14 protein-coding genes are annotated in these 15,765 nt (G+C 31.8%); 5 read left to right on the forward strand and 9 right to left on the reverse strand.

What is annotated here, in order from left to right:
- Positions 1-145 precede the first annotated feature (145 nt).
- The gene (bcp, locus tag AC3IF2_RS06435) at positions 146-601 is read right to left on the reverse strand and encodes a thioredoxin-dependent thiol peroxidase (RefSeq protein WP_489166246.1); all 456 of its coding nucleotides are present in this window, start codon (positions 599-601) and stop codon (positions 146-148) included.
- 34 nt (positions 602-635) lie between these two features.
- Here bcp and AC3IF2_RS06440 point away from each other — a divergent pair, with 34 nt between their 5' ends.
- Complete coding sequence (locus AC3IF2_RS06440) at positions 636-1,295, forward strand: endonuclease III domain-containing protein (RefSeq protein WP_489166247.1); 660 nt, start codon at positions 636-638, stop codon at positions 1,293-1,295.
- Between the two features lie 225 nt (positions 1,296-1,520).
- On the opposite strand, the gene AC3IF2_RS06445 is transcribed toward AC3IF2_RS06440, so the two are convergent.
- Positions 1,521-2,105 carry an RNA polymerase sigma factor gene (locus AC3IF2_RS06445; protein ID WP_489166248.1) on the reverse strand — a complete coding sequence of 195 codons (585 nt, stop codon included), beginning with the start codon at positions 2,103-2,105 and terminating at the stop codon, positions 1,521-1,523.
- Between the two features lie 270 nt (positions 2,106-2,375).
- Between AC3IF2_RS06445 and uvrA the strand changes: the two genes are divergently transcribed.
- Positions 2,376-5,156: an excinuclease ABC subunit UvrA gene (uvrA, locus tag AC3IF2_RS06450; protein ID WP_489166249.1), complete on the forward strand. Its 2,781-nt coding sequence runs from the start codon at positions 2,376-2,378 to the stop codon at positions 5,154-5,156.
- Between the two features lie 49 nt (positions 5,157-5,205).
- On the opposite strand, the gene AC3IF2_RS06455 is transcribed toward uvrA, so the two are convergent.
- The 5 genes from AC3IF2_RS06455 to rpsF form a co-directional block, all read right to left on the reverse strand.
- Complete coding sequence (locus AC3IF2_RS06455; RefSeq protein WP_489166250.1) at positions 5,206-5,901, reverse strand: hypothetical protein; 696 nt, start codon at positions 5,899-5,901, stop codon at positions 5,206-5,208.
- Between the two features lie 122 nt (positions 5,902-6,023).
- Complete coding sequence (locus AC3IF2_RS06460; protein WP_489166251.1) at positions 6,024-9,122, reverse strand: TonB-dependent receptor; 3,099 nt, start codon at positions 9,120-9,122, stop codon at positions 6,024-6,026.
- Between the two features lie 130 nt (positions 9,123-9,252).
- Complete coding sequence (rplI, locus tag AC3IF2_RS06465; protein WP_489166252.1) at positions 9,253-9,708, reverse strand: 50S ribosomal protein L9; 456 nt, start codon at positions 9,706-9,708, stop codon at positions 9,253-9,255.
- A gap of 13 nt (positions 9,709-9,721) precedes the next feature.
- A complete protein-coding gene (gene rpsR / locus AC3IF2_RS06470; RefSeq protein ID WP_489166253.1) occupies positions 9,722-10,018 on the reverse strand; it encodes a 30S ribosomal protein S18 in 297 nt (98 codons plus the stop codon).
- A gap of 3 nt (positions 10,019-10,021) precedes the next feature.
- Positions 10,022-10,363 carry a 30S ribosomal protein S6 gene (gene rpsF / locus AC3IF2_RS06475; protein ID WP_489166254.1) on the reverse strand — a complete coding sequence of 114 codons (342 nt, stop codon included), beginning with the start codon at positions 10,361-10,363 and terminating at the stop codon, positions 10,022-10,024.
- 118 nt (positions 10,364-10,481) lie between these two features.
- On the opposite strand from rpsF, the gene AC3IF2_RS06480 reads away from it, so the two are divergent.
- From AC3IF2_RS06480 to AC3IF2_RS06490, 3 genes are all read left to right on the forward strand, one after another.
- Positions 10,482-11,372, forward strand: a complete 891-nt coding sequence (locus AC3IF2_RS06480; protein ID WP_489166255.1) for a sterol desaturase family protein — start codon at positions 10,482-10,484, stop codon at positions 11,370-11,372.
- Between the two features lie 106 nt (positions 11,373-11,478).
- Positions 11,479-11,781, forward strand: coding sequence for an antibiotic biosynthesis monooxygenase family protein (locus tag AC3IF2_RS06485; RefSeq protein ID WP_489166256.1), 303 nt, complete (start codon positions 11,479-11,481; stop codon positions 11,779-11,781).
- Between the two features lie 169 nt (positions 11,782-11,950).
- Positions 11,951-12,493, forward strand: coding sequence for a DinB family protein (locus AC3IF2_RS06490; protein WP_489166257.1), 543 nt, complete (start codon positions 11,951-11,953; stop codon positions 12,491-12,493).
- A 38-nt stretch (positions 12,494-12,531) separates the two neighbouring features.
- Here AC3IF2_RS06490 and AC3IF2_RS06495 read toward each other — a convergent pair whose 3' ends face one another.
- Together AC3IF2_RS06495 and priA are read right to left on the reverse strand one after the other, a co-directional pair.
- Positions 12,532-13,179 carry a porin family protein gene (locus AC3IF2_RS06495; protein WP_489166258.1) on the reverse strand — a complete coding sequence of 216 codons (648 nt, stop codon included), beginning with the start codon at positions 13,177-13,179 and terminating at the stop codon, positions 12,532-12,534.
- Positions 13,180-13,265: 86 nt separating this feature from the next.
- Positions 13,266-15,716: a replication restart helicase PriA gene (priA, locus tag AC3IF2_RS06500; RefSeq protein ID WP_489166259.1), complete on the reverse strand. Its 2,451-nt coding sequence runs from the start codon at positions 15,714-15,716 to the stop codon at positions 13,266-13,268.
- Between the last annotated feature and the right edge of the window lie 49 nt (positions 15,717-15,765).

A 15,765-nucleotide genomic window follows, 5' to 3' on the forward strand; every position in this document is an offset into this window, starting at 1 on the left:
ATTGAGCTGAGATTCTACAAAAAGAATTAATTATTAATCTGTTATTGTTATTTAGAGTTAACAACAGTAGAACAAAGGCTTAATAATTTTGAACTTAATATAGTCCCCATATTAAAAAAGGGCGAATCTTAATCAGATTCGCTTTTTATTTATCTAATAATTGAGCTGTGTGCTCTTTAGTTTTTACTTTAAGAATAATATCTTCTATAACACTTTCTTCATCGATCACAAATGTTGTTCTGTGAATTCCATCAAATTCTCTACCCATAAATTTTTTCGGACCCCAAACTTTATATGCCAAAATCACTTCTTTATCAATATCTGCTAATAAAGGAAATGGAAAATTATGTTTATTAATCCAATTCTGTTGTTTTCTAGCTGTGTCTGCACTCACCCCAAGTATTTCATAACCAATAGATTGAAATCTTTTATAATTATCCCTTAGATTGCAAGCTTCAAAAGTACAACCTTCTGTATTTGCCTTAGGGTAAAAGAATAAAACTAATTTTTTTCCTTTATAATCTTCTAATTTTCTTAATACCCCGGCATTATCTTTTACAGCAAAATCTGGTGCTTTCTGTCCTATTTTCAATGTTGTCATTATTTGTATTTTAGCCATACAAAGCTACCACTAAATGACAAAAAAAGAAAGCGTTGAATTCGTTATAAAAACCTTGAATAAATTATTTCCGAATCCTCCTATTCCTTTAGATCATAAAGACCCATATACCTTATTAATTGCTGTTCTATTATCTGCTCAAAGTACAGACGCTCGAGTAAATACTATTACCCCTCTCCTATTCAAAAAAGCAGACAATCCATACGACATGATTAAATTAACCATGGAAGAAATTCGCGAAATCATAAAACCGGTTGGTCTTTCACCTATGAAATCTAAAGGAATTTACGGATTATCGCACATTTTAATAGATATACATGATGGTAAAGTGCCTAAAAATATGGAAGCATTAGAAAAATTACCAGCAGTTGGTCACAAAACAGCTTCTGTAGTAATGAGTCAAGCTTTTGGAGTGCCGAGTTTTCCTGTAGATACGCACATTCATCGTCTACTATATCGATGGAACTTAAGCAATGGTAAAAATGTTGTACAAACAGAAAAGGATGCAAAGCGTCTTTTTCCGGAAGAAACATGGAATAAATTACACTTACAGATTATTTATTATGGTAGAGCTTATTCACCCGCAAGAGGTTGGGATTTAGAAAAAGATATTATTACAAAAACTATTGGTAGAAAGAGTGTACTAAACGAATATTACAAAATCAAAAAAGGCTAGTGATAATTCACTAGCCTTTTTCAACTAATTCAAATGAAACATAATAGGTTTCTCTTTTCTGTTTCTTACTACCCTAATTGACTTAGAATAATTTAATAAAAATGAAACAGTTTCGTCTTTTGGGTTGAATTGCTCGTTCAGCAACTCCTTAGAGTAAAGTTTTTCCATAAAATCTTTTAATTTGTTGGGGTTTTAAAAGATAACGCAGAAAAACTTACTTTATTGTTAGTTGGTTAAAATTATTTTATTCTTATCTATCACCTTTCTTAAATTGATTAATGCATAACGCATTCTACCTAATGCAGTATTAATACTTACACCAGTTTGTTCAGAGATTTCTTTAAAGCTCATATCTCTATAAATACGCATCATTAATACTTGTTTTTGGTCTTCAGGAAGTTCATCAACTAAGTTACGAACATCCATGTGGATCTGATCTTTAATGATTCTTTTTTCGGCATTTAAAGAAGAATCACTTAATACTGAAAAAATATCGAATTCATCAGTGTTTTTGAATGATGGCATTCTGTTATCTTTTCTAAAGTGGTCTATCACTAAGTTATGCGCAATACGCATTACCCAAGGTAAAAATTTACCTTCTTCGTTATAGTTTCCTTTCTTTAACGTATTTATAACTTTAATAAAAGTGTCTTGAAAAATATCTTCAGAGATATCTCTATCAAGAACTTTAGAGTAAATAAAACTGTAAATACGTTGTTTGTGACGACCAATAAGAATTTCTAATGATCTTTCGTTTCCGCTAATGTAGTTGCTAACTAAAACGCTGTCGTTTAATTGGTTTGCTTGCATAATTCCCTTTTTTAATTTTTACGAAGCTATGAGACTTCTTAATTAATTTTTGATAAAAAAGTAGAACTATACTATAAGCGTTTTATTTTAAAGTTAGGGGGAGACTAGCTCCTTTTTTATTGTTTGATCACTATGAGTCGATCGGGACAAATATAAACACAAACTTTTCATATAAACAAGTTTTTTGTAAAAAAATTTTATTTTCAACTAAGTTTTTTTTCAGAAATTAAGTAAGTACCTTTGCAGTTATTCTTATTTTAAAGGGCTTCCGTGAAGATAGACGACTTAAATCCTAAAGACTATATTATTATAAAAGGAGCAGCTTTACACAACCTAAAAAGTGTAAATGTTGCCATACCAAGAAATAAATTAGTGGTAATCACTGGGTTATCTGGCTCAGGAAAATCGAGCTTAGCATTTGATACATTGTATGCTGAAGGGCAACGCAGATATGTAGAAAGTTTATCTTCTTATGCTAGACAATTTTTAGGTAAATTAAACAAACCCAAAGTTGAATATATTAAAGGTATCGCTCCTGCTATAGCCATTGAACAAAAGGTGAATAGTACTAATCCACGCTCAACGGTAGGTACTTCTACAGAAATATATGATTATCTAAAGTTATTATATGCAAGAATTGGTAAGACTTACTCTCCTATTTCTGGTAATGAGGTAAAAAAACATACCGTTTCTGATGTTATTAATCACATTAAAGAATTTGATTTAGAAAGTAAATTATTACTATTAGCACCAATTATACTTGATAATGGTAGAAAATTAGAAAAGGTACTCGAAATATTGGCTCAACAAGGGTATTCTAGAATTAAGGTAAACAATGACGTTATAAGAATAGATGAATATAAGGTAAACAAAAAAGACACTTTGTATTTAGTTGTAGATAGAATCGTAGTTAAAGGTGATGGAGATTTCTTTAATAGGATAGCTGATTCTATACAAACTGCTTTCTTTGAAGGTAAAGGAGAATGTATTATCGAAAATCTTGCGGATAATAGTCAAAGAAAATTTAACAATCGATTTGAGCTTGATGGAATTACTTTTTTAGAACCAAATACACATCTTTTTAGTTTTAATAATCCTTACGGTGCTTGTCCTACCTGTGAGGGATATGGTAATATTATAGGCATAGATCAAGATTTAGTAATACCAAACACGTCTTTATCAATTTATGAAAATGCTATTGTTCCATGGAAATCAGAATCATTTAGTGAGTATAAAGATGCATTAATTGATAACGCCTATAAATTTGATTTCCCTATTCATAAGCCCTATTTCGAATTAACTGAAGAACAAAAACAGCTACTGTGGGAAGGTAATAGGTACTTTCATGGTTTAAATAAGTTCTTCAAGCATTTAGAAGAAAAAACATATAAGATTCAGTACAGGGTAATGTTATCACGTTATCGTGGTAAAACAAAATGTACCACATGCTACGGCAAACGTTTACGCAAAGAAACCAATAATGTTAAGGTTGATAATAAAACAATTACTGATTTGGTTGATATGCCAATTAATGAAATATTAGAGTTTTTTAAAACCCTGAAATTGTCTAAACATGATGAAGGTATTGCTAAACGTCTTTTAAAAGAAATAAATAACCGATTACAATTCTTATCTGATGTTGGTTTAAACTATTTAACACTTAATAGAGCCTCAAATACCTTATCTGGAGGAGAAAGTCAACGAATTAATTTAGCTACATCACTAGGAAGCAGTTTGGTTGGCTCTATGTATATTCTAGATGAACCAAGTATCGGATTACATTCTAAAGATACCGAACGGCTGATAAAAGTATTAAAAGAATTACGAAATCTGGGCAATACTGTTATTGTTGTTGAGCATGACGAAGATATTATGAAAGCCGCAGATCACATTATCGATATAGGGCCAGAAGCAGGAACATTTGGTGGAGAATTAGTAGCCGAAGGAAGTTTTAAAGAAATATTAAAAGAAAAAACCTTAACTGCTAACTACTTAAATAATAATTTACGAATAGAAGTTCCAGAAAAAAGAAAAACATCAAAAAAGTTTATAGAAATTAAAGGCGCAAGACAACATAATTTAAAGAATATCGATGTCAAGTTTCCTTTAAATACCTTAACTGTTATTACTGGTGTGTCTGGTAGTGGTAAGAGTACATTAATCCGTAACATATTATATCCTGCTTTACAGAAAAAGCTTTATAATTATGGTGATAAACCTGGCCAGTTTACTGAACTCAATGGCGAATTTGAAGCAATAAAAAATATTGAGTTTGTAGATCAAAATCCTATAGGTAGGTCTAGTAGATCAAATCCAGTTACCTATATTAAAGCTTACGATGATATTCGTGCTTTATTTACAAATCAAAAACTTTCAAAAATTAGAGGTTATAAAGCCAAGCATTTCTCTTTTAATGTAGACGGTGGTCGTTGCGAAACTTGTAAGGGTGATGGAAAAGTAACCATTGGCATGCAGTTTATGGCTGATGTCCATTTAACTTGCGAAACTTGTAATGGAAAACGATTTAAAAAAGAAATTCTTGAAGTAAAGTTTGAAGATAAGTCTATTGATAATGTATTACGTCTAACAATAGATGAAGCTATTTCTTTCTTTAAAGAGCATGCTCAAAAGAAAATTGTAGCTAGATTACAACCTTTACAAGATGTTGGCTTAGGGTATGTACAACTAGGTCAATCTTCTTCTACACTTTCTGGTGGTGAAGCGCAACGAATTAAATTAGCCTCATTCCTCGTAAAAGGAACTACAAAAGATAAAACTTTGTTCATCTTTGATGAGCCTACTACTGGTCTACATTTTCATGATATAAAAAAGCTATTGGCATCATTTGAAGCCTTATTAAACAAAGGACATTCAATTATAGTTATTGAACACAATATTGATCTCATAAAATGTGCAGATTATATTATAGACCTTGGTAAGGAGGGTGGTAAAAATGGTGGTTCCCTCCTATTTGAGGGAACACCGGAAGAACTAATTAAGTCTAAAGAATCATATACCGCAAAATACTTAAAGGAAAAATTAGTGTATTAAAAAACCGAAGTCGTTACTTCGGTTTTTTAAATATTCTATAATTATATTCTTAATTGTTTTCAGCTTTCTTTCCTTCTTTGGCAGCTTCTAAATTTTCTTTTGCTAATTTAAATTCTGGCTCTAAAGCAATTGCCTTTTGAAAACTAGCTTTTGCAGAGGTTACATCATCCATTGCAAATTGAATTAATCCTTTTAAGTTAGCAATAGCTGATAATAATGATACTTGTTGACTATGTTGTTTATTAATTGGTGTAGTAATCTTAATTTTACCTGTATCATTTAAAGATTCTGCTTTTTGAATTGCATTCATAGCTTCCTTATTTTTTTTCATAGAATAATAAATGTTTGCTAATTTATAAGCATGAAAATTATTATTCGATTTAGTAACTAGCTTTGCATACGATTGAGCTGCTTTATCATAAGCACCTAGTCCTTCTAAAGAGATTGCTTGCATTTCTAATATATCTTGCTTATTACCATCTCTACTTAAGATATCAGTACAAACCATAAAGCAAGGTGAGTATCTTCTTCCATTAAAATACAAATAAGCTAAACTATCTTTATATGTACTTGTAACTCCTTCTTTTGCAATAATTTTATAAATACTGTTAACAGCTACAGAATTATCTCCATAGGCTAAAGCTTGTTTCATAATCAATCTATCTAAAGAAGTATCTTTAGTTTCTTGAGCCGTAATAGAAAGAACGGTTAGTAATAATGTAATTCCAAAAATATAATTCTTCATAATCCTAGTTTTTAATGGCTGCAAATTTATTTAAATTATTGAAAATTAAAAGGTAAAGTTTTCATAAAAAAAACCGCCCTATAAAATGAGCGGTTTTAATTTATAATTACTTAATTTATTTTCTAAAAAATATATCTTAAGCCTAATTGCATTTGCCATCTAGATAATAAACTGGTGTTTGCACCAAAAGTATCCGTTAAAGAAGTATCAAATGAATAGGTAGGTACATTATTAGCATCTACAGAAACCCCTAATGGCTGTCTAGTATTGTTTGTTTCAACAATTCCCCAATCTGAGTTTAATAAATTACTTAAGTTTAAAATATCTACACTAAATTGTATTGCATTATCATCTGACACTTTTAATTCTTGAATAAATTTAAAGTCCCACTTACCTCTCCATGGAGCTAAAGCAGCGTATCTTTCAGCATACTGACCTCTTCTACTACTCAAATATTCATCTTGTTGAATAAATGCTTCAAGAGCTTGTGCCTGACCTGGACCAGAAAATTGCATGTTACCAATATCTCCAGAAGTAGGTATGTATAAAAGGTCATTTAGTCCTGAGCCATCTCCGTTAATATCACCACCGTATGTGTAATTAAAACGGCCTCCTTGTGCATATTCAAAAAATGTAGACATTGTAGTACTCCATTTATCATTACCATATGTCCATTTTTTGCTTACAGCTCCAATTATTCTGTGCTTATCTCCATATTTAGAGTTAGCTAATACGTCATTATTTACGTTACCAACAGCTGGGTTACCTGCAAATGCATCACTAGTAATTTCGGCTTCAATAGAATTTACATCTTTAGCATCTAAATAATTATAGGCTACCATGGCATATAAATTATTTTCCCAAGTTTTTTGAGCTTTAAAAGATGCATTCCATATTCTTCCTTTATCAGAATTTGTAAATACAAATGGCCCTTCACCAGCTCCGCCTATAATATCGGTAGCCTCATAAACAGGTCTATTATCTACGCCTTGTAAAGTACCAGAAGGAGCGAATAATCCCCAATTTTGCACATGTGGCCCATTAATATCCTTCGTATATGCAATATCAGCAGTTAAAACTAAACCACTTTCAAAACGCTTGTCTGCGCCAATATTTGTTCTCCATACTTGTGGGAATTGATAATCTGGATCAACCGCTTGTAAGAAAAACACATCTGGATTTGCAATTTGATTACCTAACCATACAAATGGAAAACGACCAGTAAATAATCCTGAACCACCTCTCAATTGAAAAGTATCGTCTCCATTAACATCCCAATTAAATCCTAATCTAGGTGAAATTAAAAACTTATTATCTGGCATCTGTGTATTATCTATCAATGTAGCTTGGCCATTATTAGGGTTAAAATAAGGAATGTTAGGTAATACAAATCCTCTATTAATAACTTCTTGAGCTTTCTCGGCAGAATCAAAGAACAAAGGCTTATCAAAACGTACACCATAGGTTACTTTAAATCTATCAGTAAGATTCCAGTCATCTTGTGCATAAAAAGATAATTGACCGACATTAGTCTCTGCTAAAGCCCATGCTCCAGGTGTACCTGGAGGTACTGCATTATTGGCATTAAATACATTTTGAGCATTTTGTAATGCGCCAACATAATTATTAGCATCAAAATCGGCTATATCTACACTTCCAAAAAGATCAAAACCATAAGCTACTAAATTGAAAGAGTTGTCAAATTGAAACTTCTCATAAGAAAATCCAACCGTAAACGTATGGTCTCCGCTAAAAATATTCAAATTGTTAGTCATTTGAAACACCTTTTGATCTAATCTATTATGAACTGAAAATGGCTCATGACCAGCAATAATATAATTTGAACCATCTCTAGTAATATTTATTGAAGGTGCTGGTACAGAGAAAGGATTTCTAAAATCATCAAAGTGTGTATAACCTATCTGAAATTTATTTGTCATGTTATCATTAAGCGTTGAATTTAATTCTAATTGAACCGAATTTAACTTATTATTAATTTGATAACCTGAATTTTGAAACTGTAAAGTGGTAGCACTGGCTTCTCTAAATTGAATTGCAGTTGGGTGTGCTGGCTTATCTTTAGATGCATCTAAAAAATTATAGATCAATGCCATTCTATTATTATCATTAATATTCCAATCTAACTTAAAAATACCTTTGGTAGAATTAGATTTATGGATAAAGCCTTGATATTCACCTGGGTCATAACCTACTGCTCTAAGAGCGGTTTGAACAGCGATTAAATCAGATTCTAAAACTCTTGATTCATTAACTGCGCCTGAACCTGTGTTTGGTAAAAAGTTTTGACCTAAATCATCTCTTTCATCTTTTTCGAAATTGACAAAAAAGAACAATTTATTTTTTACGATTGGTCCACCAACACTTAATCCATATTGGGTTTGAGAAAGTTCAGCTTTAGGCAATTTGTCACCTTGTATCTTTCTACCCGTAATATCTTCATTTCTAAAAAAGCCATATACGGTACCATGAAACTCATTAGTACCACTTTTGGTAACTGCATTTACTGAGGCTCCTGTAAAACCAGCTTGTGTTACATCATAAGGTGCTAATGATACTTGAATCTGATCAATTGCATCTAAAGATACTGGTTGTGCATCAGTTTGTCCACCTGGTGTAGCAGCATCTAATCCGAAAGGATTATTAAAAATTGCTCCATCAAGTGAAAAATTATTGAATTGATCATTACGACCACCAAATGAACCTCCACTAGAAGATGGTTCTAGTCTTGTAAAGTCAGCTTGAGAACGAGAAATGGTTGGCAACGTAGTAAGTTCTCTACGACCAACACTCGTTTCTGAACCTGTTCTATCATTTCCGAAAACATTATTGCCTCCTGTACCTCTAACAACTACTTCATCTAATTGCTGGCTATCTGGCACCATAGATAAATCTAATGAATAGGTTTTACCTAATGTTAAGAAAATATCCTTTACCTCTTGTGTCTTAAAACCAACATAACTTAAAGTTACTGTGTAGGGTCCACCAACACGCATATTTAATAGGTTGAAACGACCATCAAAGTTTGTTGTACCTCCATATTTAGTACCTGTTGGCGTATGTACAGCTACAACGCTGGCTCCAGGTAATGGTTGATTTTGATCATCTACTACAAGTCCTCTAATATTAGACGTGGTAACCTGAGCAAACGATGTAAGTGCAATACAGAAGAACAGTACTGCAAAAAAGTACATTTTTTTCATAATTATCTGAGTTTATTTTGAATTTAGTTTGAAGCTAATAAAGTTAGCTCATCCTTACGAAAGTATAAAAAAAAAGGCTATCCGAAAAGGATAGCCTTAAAACTTTACGTTGAATTAATCAACAATATGTTTATTTCTTTGCTTCAGCAACAACATCAAAAGGCACTTCTACAACTACCTCTCTGTGTAAACGTACTTTAGCATTGTATTTGCCCAAACGCTTTACTAAACCACCAGCAACAGAAATATATTTTTTCTCTATTTCTGTACCAGCTTTAGCAATAGCCTCGGCTACATCTGAATTACTTACTGAACCAAATAATTTATCACCAGCACCTGTTTTAGCAGCAATCTTAATTTCTAATGCTTTTAAAGCTTCAGCAGTTTTATTAGCTTCAGCAATAATATTTGCCTCTCTATGTGCTCTTTGCTTTAAATTCTCGGTTAATACCTTTTTAGCAGAACTTGTTGCTAAAACAGCATACCCTTGAGGGATTAAAAAGTTACGACCATAACCATTCTTAACAGTTACAACATCGTCTATAAATCCTAAATTCGCAACGTCTTTCTTTAATATAAGTTCCATAATCGTATCTTTATTATTTTAACATATCACCTACATAAGGCATTAATGCCAAATGACGCGCTCTTTTAATTGCCTGAGATACTTTACGCTGATATTTTAATGAAGTACCTGTTAAACGACGTGGTAAGATCTTACCTTGCTCATTTACTAAATACATTAAAAAATCTGCATCTTTATAATCTATATACTTAATTCCGTTTTTCTTAAAACGACAGTATTTAACTTTCTTTTGAGTATCAATATCTAACGGAGTTAAATATCTGATCTCTGCTTTGTTTCCTTCTTTTGCTTGTTGATCTATTGATGCCATACCTTAATTTTTAGTTGCTTTTACACGTTCTTTTCTAACATCTGCCCAAGCTGCAGCATGCTTATCTAACTTTACAGTTAAATAACGCATAATACTATCGTCTCTTCTAAATTCTAATTCGAAAGGAGCGATAGCCTCACCTGCTACTTTGTACTCAAATAAGTGGTAAAAACCAGTTTTTTTCTTTTGAATTGGATATGCTAATTTTTTTAAGCCCCAATCCTCTTTGTGTATCATTTCGGCACCTTTAGAAACCAAGTAGTCTTCAAACTTCTTTACTGTTTCCTTTACCTGAGTATCAGATAAAACGGGATTCAAAATGAAAACAGTTTCGTAATGATTCATAAATTAAATTTTAATTTGTTTATTTTTAAGCGTGCAAATATACGATATTCTTCTAATAACTAAACATAAATTTAACTAAAAAAATGTAGTTTTGAAATCGCTTTAAATTGCTCATTTTATGCAAGTACCAGAAATACCAGATTTAATACTTTACGCAATACCTTTCTTTATTATTACATTAATTATTGAAATAATAGTTGATGTACGTGAAAAAGCAAAAGCTTATGAAACAAAAGATGCCATAACCTCAATAAGTATGGGGCTTGGTAATGTAGCCCTAAGCTTTATAAGCAAAGCAATGGTTTTTGCTATTCTAATTTATGTTTACAACAATTTTAGATTATTTACAATCCCTTTTGTTTGGTGGGCCTGGTTATTAATCTTAATTGTAGATGACTTTGCTTATTATTGGTTTCATAGAATTAGTCACGAAAGTCGTTTTTTTTGGGCAAGTCATGTAGTACATCATTCGTCACAAAAATATAATTTAAGTACAGCGCTTAGACAAACATGGTCTGGAGCTTTTTTAGCTTTTGTTTTTTGGTTGCCGTTACCACTACTAGGGTTTCATCCAGCGATGATCTTAGCTCAAATGTCCATTAGCTTAATTTATCAATATTGGATACATACCGAGTTTATAAAAAAAATGCCTTGGTGGTTCGAAGCCATTTTTAATACCCCTTCACATCATAGAGTGCATCATGCAACGAACCCACAGTATTTAGATAGAAATCATGCTGGTATTTTTATTATTTGGGATAAGTGGTTTGGCTCTTTTGAACCTGAAGTAGAAAAACCAGTATACGGATTGGTTAAAAACATCAATTCTTTTAACCCATTATATGTGGCATTTCATGAATGGATTGGCATGTTTAGAGATGCTTCTCAGAAAAACACTTCACTACTTGGTAGAATTAAATATTTTATAAAGCCACCCGGTTGGAGACATGACGGTACTGGTACAATTTCCTCTGATTTGAGAAAAGAATGGGAGAAATCTAAAACTTGATTTTGTCATATTAAAAGCCGACATTCGCTTATCGGCCGTTAAAATGAATTAAAACTCTTCTTAGCTTAATGCTGTACGAAAGCTGAAAATTTAAAATACAATACAAATGATTGCAAGAATTTGGAAAGGAAAAACAAGAATTGAGCATTTGAAAGAATATACAGATTTCATGAAAGTTAGAGCAATTCCAGACTATTCCCAAGTTGATGGATTCATTAAATTAGCTTTTTTAAAACGAACCGATAATAATTACGCGTATTTTGATTTAATCACTTTCTGGGAAAATATGGAAGTGATAAAGGGCTTCGCTGGAAATGATTTTGAAAAAGCCAAATATTATCCAGAAGACAAGAATTATTTGGTTGAGTTTCCTGAAAATGTTATTCATTATGAAGTATTCGCTGAATAAGCCAGCATACAACAACATCTATAGTTTATTGTTATTTTAGAACTGACACCTGTTCTTAATAATATTTGTATATTTTGTTCGCGGAATAGTCCTTACGGAAGATTCGACAACGAAACCATACACAAGCCATAAACCAAACTCCTAATAAACTTACATTAATTACAATAACATGAAGCATCTATTTATTTTAACCTCAGCTTTATTACTTAACCTAACCACATCTCCACTACAAGCTCAAGAAAATATTCTTATTAAAGATTATTTAGAACGATTAGAGAATTCTCGGAAATATTTAATTCTTGTCGCAGAAACTATGCCTGAAGAAAAATATGGATTTAAGGCTTCGAAAGAATCTTTAACCTTTGCCGAAAACTTAATGCACATAGGGTTTGCATTAGATTGGCATAGCCAATCACTTTTAGGTGGTAGGGCATCTAGAGAATGGAAAACAGATACTATCTATAAAACTGTCAATAAATCTAAAAAAGAAATGATAGAAATCATTGACAAAACATTCGATGAGGCTATAAAATTGATGAAAAATTTCGATACAGCTAAGTTGGATGATGGATTAGATTATTTCGGTTTAAATAGATCTAAAAGGCAAATTTTCTTATTACTTTCAGATCATATAACGCATCACAGAGGGCAAATGCTTGTATATATGAGATTAAACGGACTCATACCACCTAGATATGTTTTGTTTCAATAATCTAAGGAGAGTTTAAATTCGGGTTCTAAACGAAATTCCTAATAAACTTCGCGTTCCTTTAAAAAGTAATTGAGAGAAAGGCTAAATGTTTTATTTTTCCATGTATCACTTTCGGTGTTTACTATATTAGATAAACCGATATAATAATTCAAACGGATTTTAACTCGTTTTTTAATTAAGAACCCGGTTCCTAAATTTGCTCCCATTGCAATTCTTTTAATATCGGCGTCACTACCAATATCTAAGCGTATCGTTTCAGTAGTATTTTCAACAGCTGCACGATTATTATATCCTAAATTGATACCAGTGTCTACAAAAAATTGAAAATTTCTTCTATTCCAGTTTATATAGTAGCCTAGATTTATTGGTATTTCAATAACATCAACACTCCACTTTTCGTCACTAGTATTAATACCTCTTCTATTTATAGCTTCAAATTGTCTTTTATTATAATTGATTCCTATTCTAAAGAATAAATTATCTGTAATATCTCTTTCTGCTAAATAACCAAAATGAAATCCTACTGAACCATTTGGGTCTACTGTTTCCCCGAAAATAAAATCAGCAGCATTATAATTAACACCAGCTTCTATACCATGATAAAATTGACTAAAAGAGAATTGTGAGGTTAGAAGGAATATAAGAATCGAAATTGCCTTTCTAAAAAATCTATTTTGTGCTCCCATATACATTCTTTTATAAAGAATTCGGTTTAACTTTAGGGAGTATACTTTACAAAAACGTGTTCAGCTAAAGTTTAGTATAGTTTAACTTAGTAGTTATCTACATCAATATTAAATCGAACTGATCTAAACTCAGCAATAGACTGAAAGCCATTCTTAATTTTTTGAATTACAGCCTTAGACCGTTTTAAAGAGCGTTCTTTAGGTAATTTTATTAAAATAGTTTTGATATGCTGGTTTCTTATTCGCGAAATTGCAGGACTTGTAGGTCCTAGTACCTTATCTCCAAAAGAGTTTACAAGTGATTTACCTAACCAATCAGCTGCCTTATCTACTTTATTAAAATCTTTATGTTTTAAGGTAATTTTCACCAAACGAATTATAGGCGGATAATGATATTGATGACGTTCATTTAACTGCTCTTTATACATCGTAGTATATTCATTGATCGTTACTTGCTGTAATATCTGATGATACGGATTAAAAGTCTGTATAGCTACTTTACCGCGCTTCTTCGCACGTCCTGCCCTACCAGATACTTGCGTTAACATTTGAAAACTCTTTTCATGTGCTCTAAAGTCTGGAAAGTTGAGCATATTGTCAGCGTTTAGAACTCCAACTAACGATACATTACTGAAATCTAAACCTTTACTTAGCATTTGAGTACCTACCAAAATATCTATTTCTTGTGCTTGAAATGAATTAATGATCTTCTCATAACCATATTTACCCCGCGTAGTATCTAAATCCATTCTACCTACTTTAGTATCTGGAAATAATTCTTTCAATTCTAGTTCTATCTGTTCCGTACCAAAACCTTTGGTATCTAACGTAACATTACCACATGCCGAACATGTTTGCGGCATAGATCGGTTATAACCACAATAATGGCATCGCAATTCATCACGATACTTATGGTAGGTTAAGCTCACATCACAATTAGGGCATTGAGGTGCAACACCACAGGTTTTACACTCTACTATTGGTGAATAACCTCTACGATTTTGAAATAAAATGACTTGTTCTTTCTTTTCTAATGCGCTGGCAATCAACTCTAATAGTCGCTCAGAAAAATGACCTTTCATTCGTTTTTTACGATAGCCTTCTTTAATATCGACCAGCTCAATTTCTGGCAACAGTACATTGCCAAAACGCCGATTCAATTCTACTAAATCATATTTGTCTTTTTTAGCATTGTAATAACTTTCTATAGACGGCGTAGCACTACCAAGTAATGTCTTAGCATTATGAATATTTGCCAATACAATTGCCGCATCACGAGCATGATATCGAGGGGCTGGATCAAACTGTTTATAGGATGTTTCATGCTCTTCATCAACAATTATAAGATCGAGGTCTGTAAATGGTAAAAATATAGCTGAACGCGCTCCTAAAATTAATTGTGTTTTTTCTTTTTTAGCTAAAAGGTTATTCCAAACTTCTACTCGCTCATTTAATGAGTATTTAGAATGGAAAACAGATATTTTATCTCCAAAGTAATTTTGAAGTCTTGTAATCAACTGAGTAGTTAGAGCAATTTCTGGCAACAAATACAAAACTTGTTTTCCCTTTTGTAAAACTTCTTCAATTAGTTTTGCATAGATTTCTGTTTTACCACTTGATGTAATTCCATGCAATAAAACAACATCTTTATTACTAAATGATTCTTTTAGGTTGTTAAAAGTATCTTTTTGAAGATCAGATAATTTAGGTAAATTACTTTTTTCTTTACTTAAATCTACTCTATCGACTTGTAAATGATAAAATTCTAAGATTTCTTTATCAACTAAAGCCTTAAGAACTGCATCAGAAACATTACTTTTCTGTATCAAATCTTTAGCCTTAATTGGCTTTTTAGATGTCTGCAAAGAAAAATAGGTTAGTAAAACTTCACGTTGTTTTTTTGCTCTACCTAAACTACCCAATAATTCATTTAATTTTTCATCACCGGTATAAGCATCATTTAAACGAATATATTTTACCAATTTAGGTTTGTATTGCTCATACAATTCTTCTTTTAGCTGTACTGCATCCTTATCTAATAACTTATGTATTATAGGTAATACTCGTTTTTTATCTAGAATTGCAGAAATTTCATCCACTTTTAAGGTAGATTGATGCTGTAAAGCTTCAACTAGTAAGAATTCATCATCTGTAAGTTCAGCATCTTCCTTAAATGTATCTTTTAAAGACACTAAGGTTTCACTTTCTAATAATAAAGAAGAAGGTAATGCAGAACGCACTACTTCGCCTAAAGAACATAGATAATAGTCAGCAATCCATTGCCAATGCTGTAACTGTTTTTCATTTACAATAGGCCTATCATCTAAAATTTGATGAATTTCTTTAGCATCATAAGCTTCTGGGGCTTCCTTATGAATCTTATAAACCAGTGCTGTATAAATCTTCGACTTCCCGAAAGGGACAGCAACACGCATACCACACTCTAAAAAACTAGCCTCAGCTTCGGTAATTGCATAAGTAAATAACCGTTGCAAAGGAATCGGTAAAACAACATCTATGTAATTAGTAGTATTCAATGGGTTTGTAAAAATATCGAATCAAATTTAACCTTGCTAACCTTAATTT

Source organism: Maritimimonas rapanae (assembly GCF_057837205.1).

Coding starts and splice junctions, on each gene's coding strand:
- rplI (WP_489166252.1), bottom strand. CDS start 9,708: ATGGAACTTATATTAAAGAAAGACGTTGCGAATTTAGGATTTATAGAC.
- AC3IF2_RS06460 (WP_489166251.1), bottom strand. CDS start 9,122: ATGAAAAAAATGTACTTTTTTGCAGTACTGTTCTTCTGTATTGCACTT.
- AC3IF2_RS06480 (WP_489166255.1), top strand. CDS start 10,482: ATGCAAGTACCAGAAATACCAGATTTAATACTTTACGCAATACCTTTC.
- rpsF (WP_489166254.1), bottom strand. CDS start 10,363: ATGAATCATTACGAAACTGTTTTCATTTTGAATCCCGTTTTATCTGAT.
- rpsR (WP_489166253.1), bottom strand. CDS start 10,018: ATGGCATCAATAGATCAACAAGCAAAAGAAGGAAACAAAGCAGAGATC.
- AC3IF2_RS06455 (WP_489166250.1), bottom strand. CDS start 5,901: ATGAAGAATTATATTTTTGGAATTACATTATTACTAACCGTTCTTTCT.
- AC3IF2_RS06445 (WP_489166248.1), bottom strand. CDS start 2,105: ATGCAAGCAAACCAATTAAACGACAGCGTTTTAGTTAGCAACTACATT.
- AC3IF2_RS06495 (WP_489166258.1), bottom strand. CDS start 13,179: ATGGGAGCACAAAATAGATTTTTTAGAAAGGCAATTTCGATTCTTATA.
- AC3IF2_RS06490 (WP_489166257.1), top strand. CDS start 11,951: ATGAAGCATCTATTTATTTTAACCTCAGCTTTATTACTTAACCTAACC.
- AC3IF2_RS06440 (WP_489166247.1), top strand. CDS start 636: ATGACAAAAAAAGAAAGCGTTGAATTCGTTATAAAAACCTTGAATAAA.
- bcp (WP_489166246.1), bottom strand. CDS start 601: ATGACAACATTGAAAATAGGACAGAAAGCACCAGATTTTGCTGTAAAA.
- AC3IF2_RS06485 (WP_489166256.1), top strand. CDS start 11,479: ATGATTGCAAGAATTTGGAAAGGAAAAACAAGAATTGAGCATTTGAAA.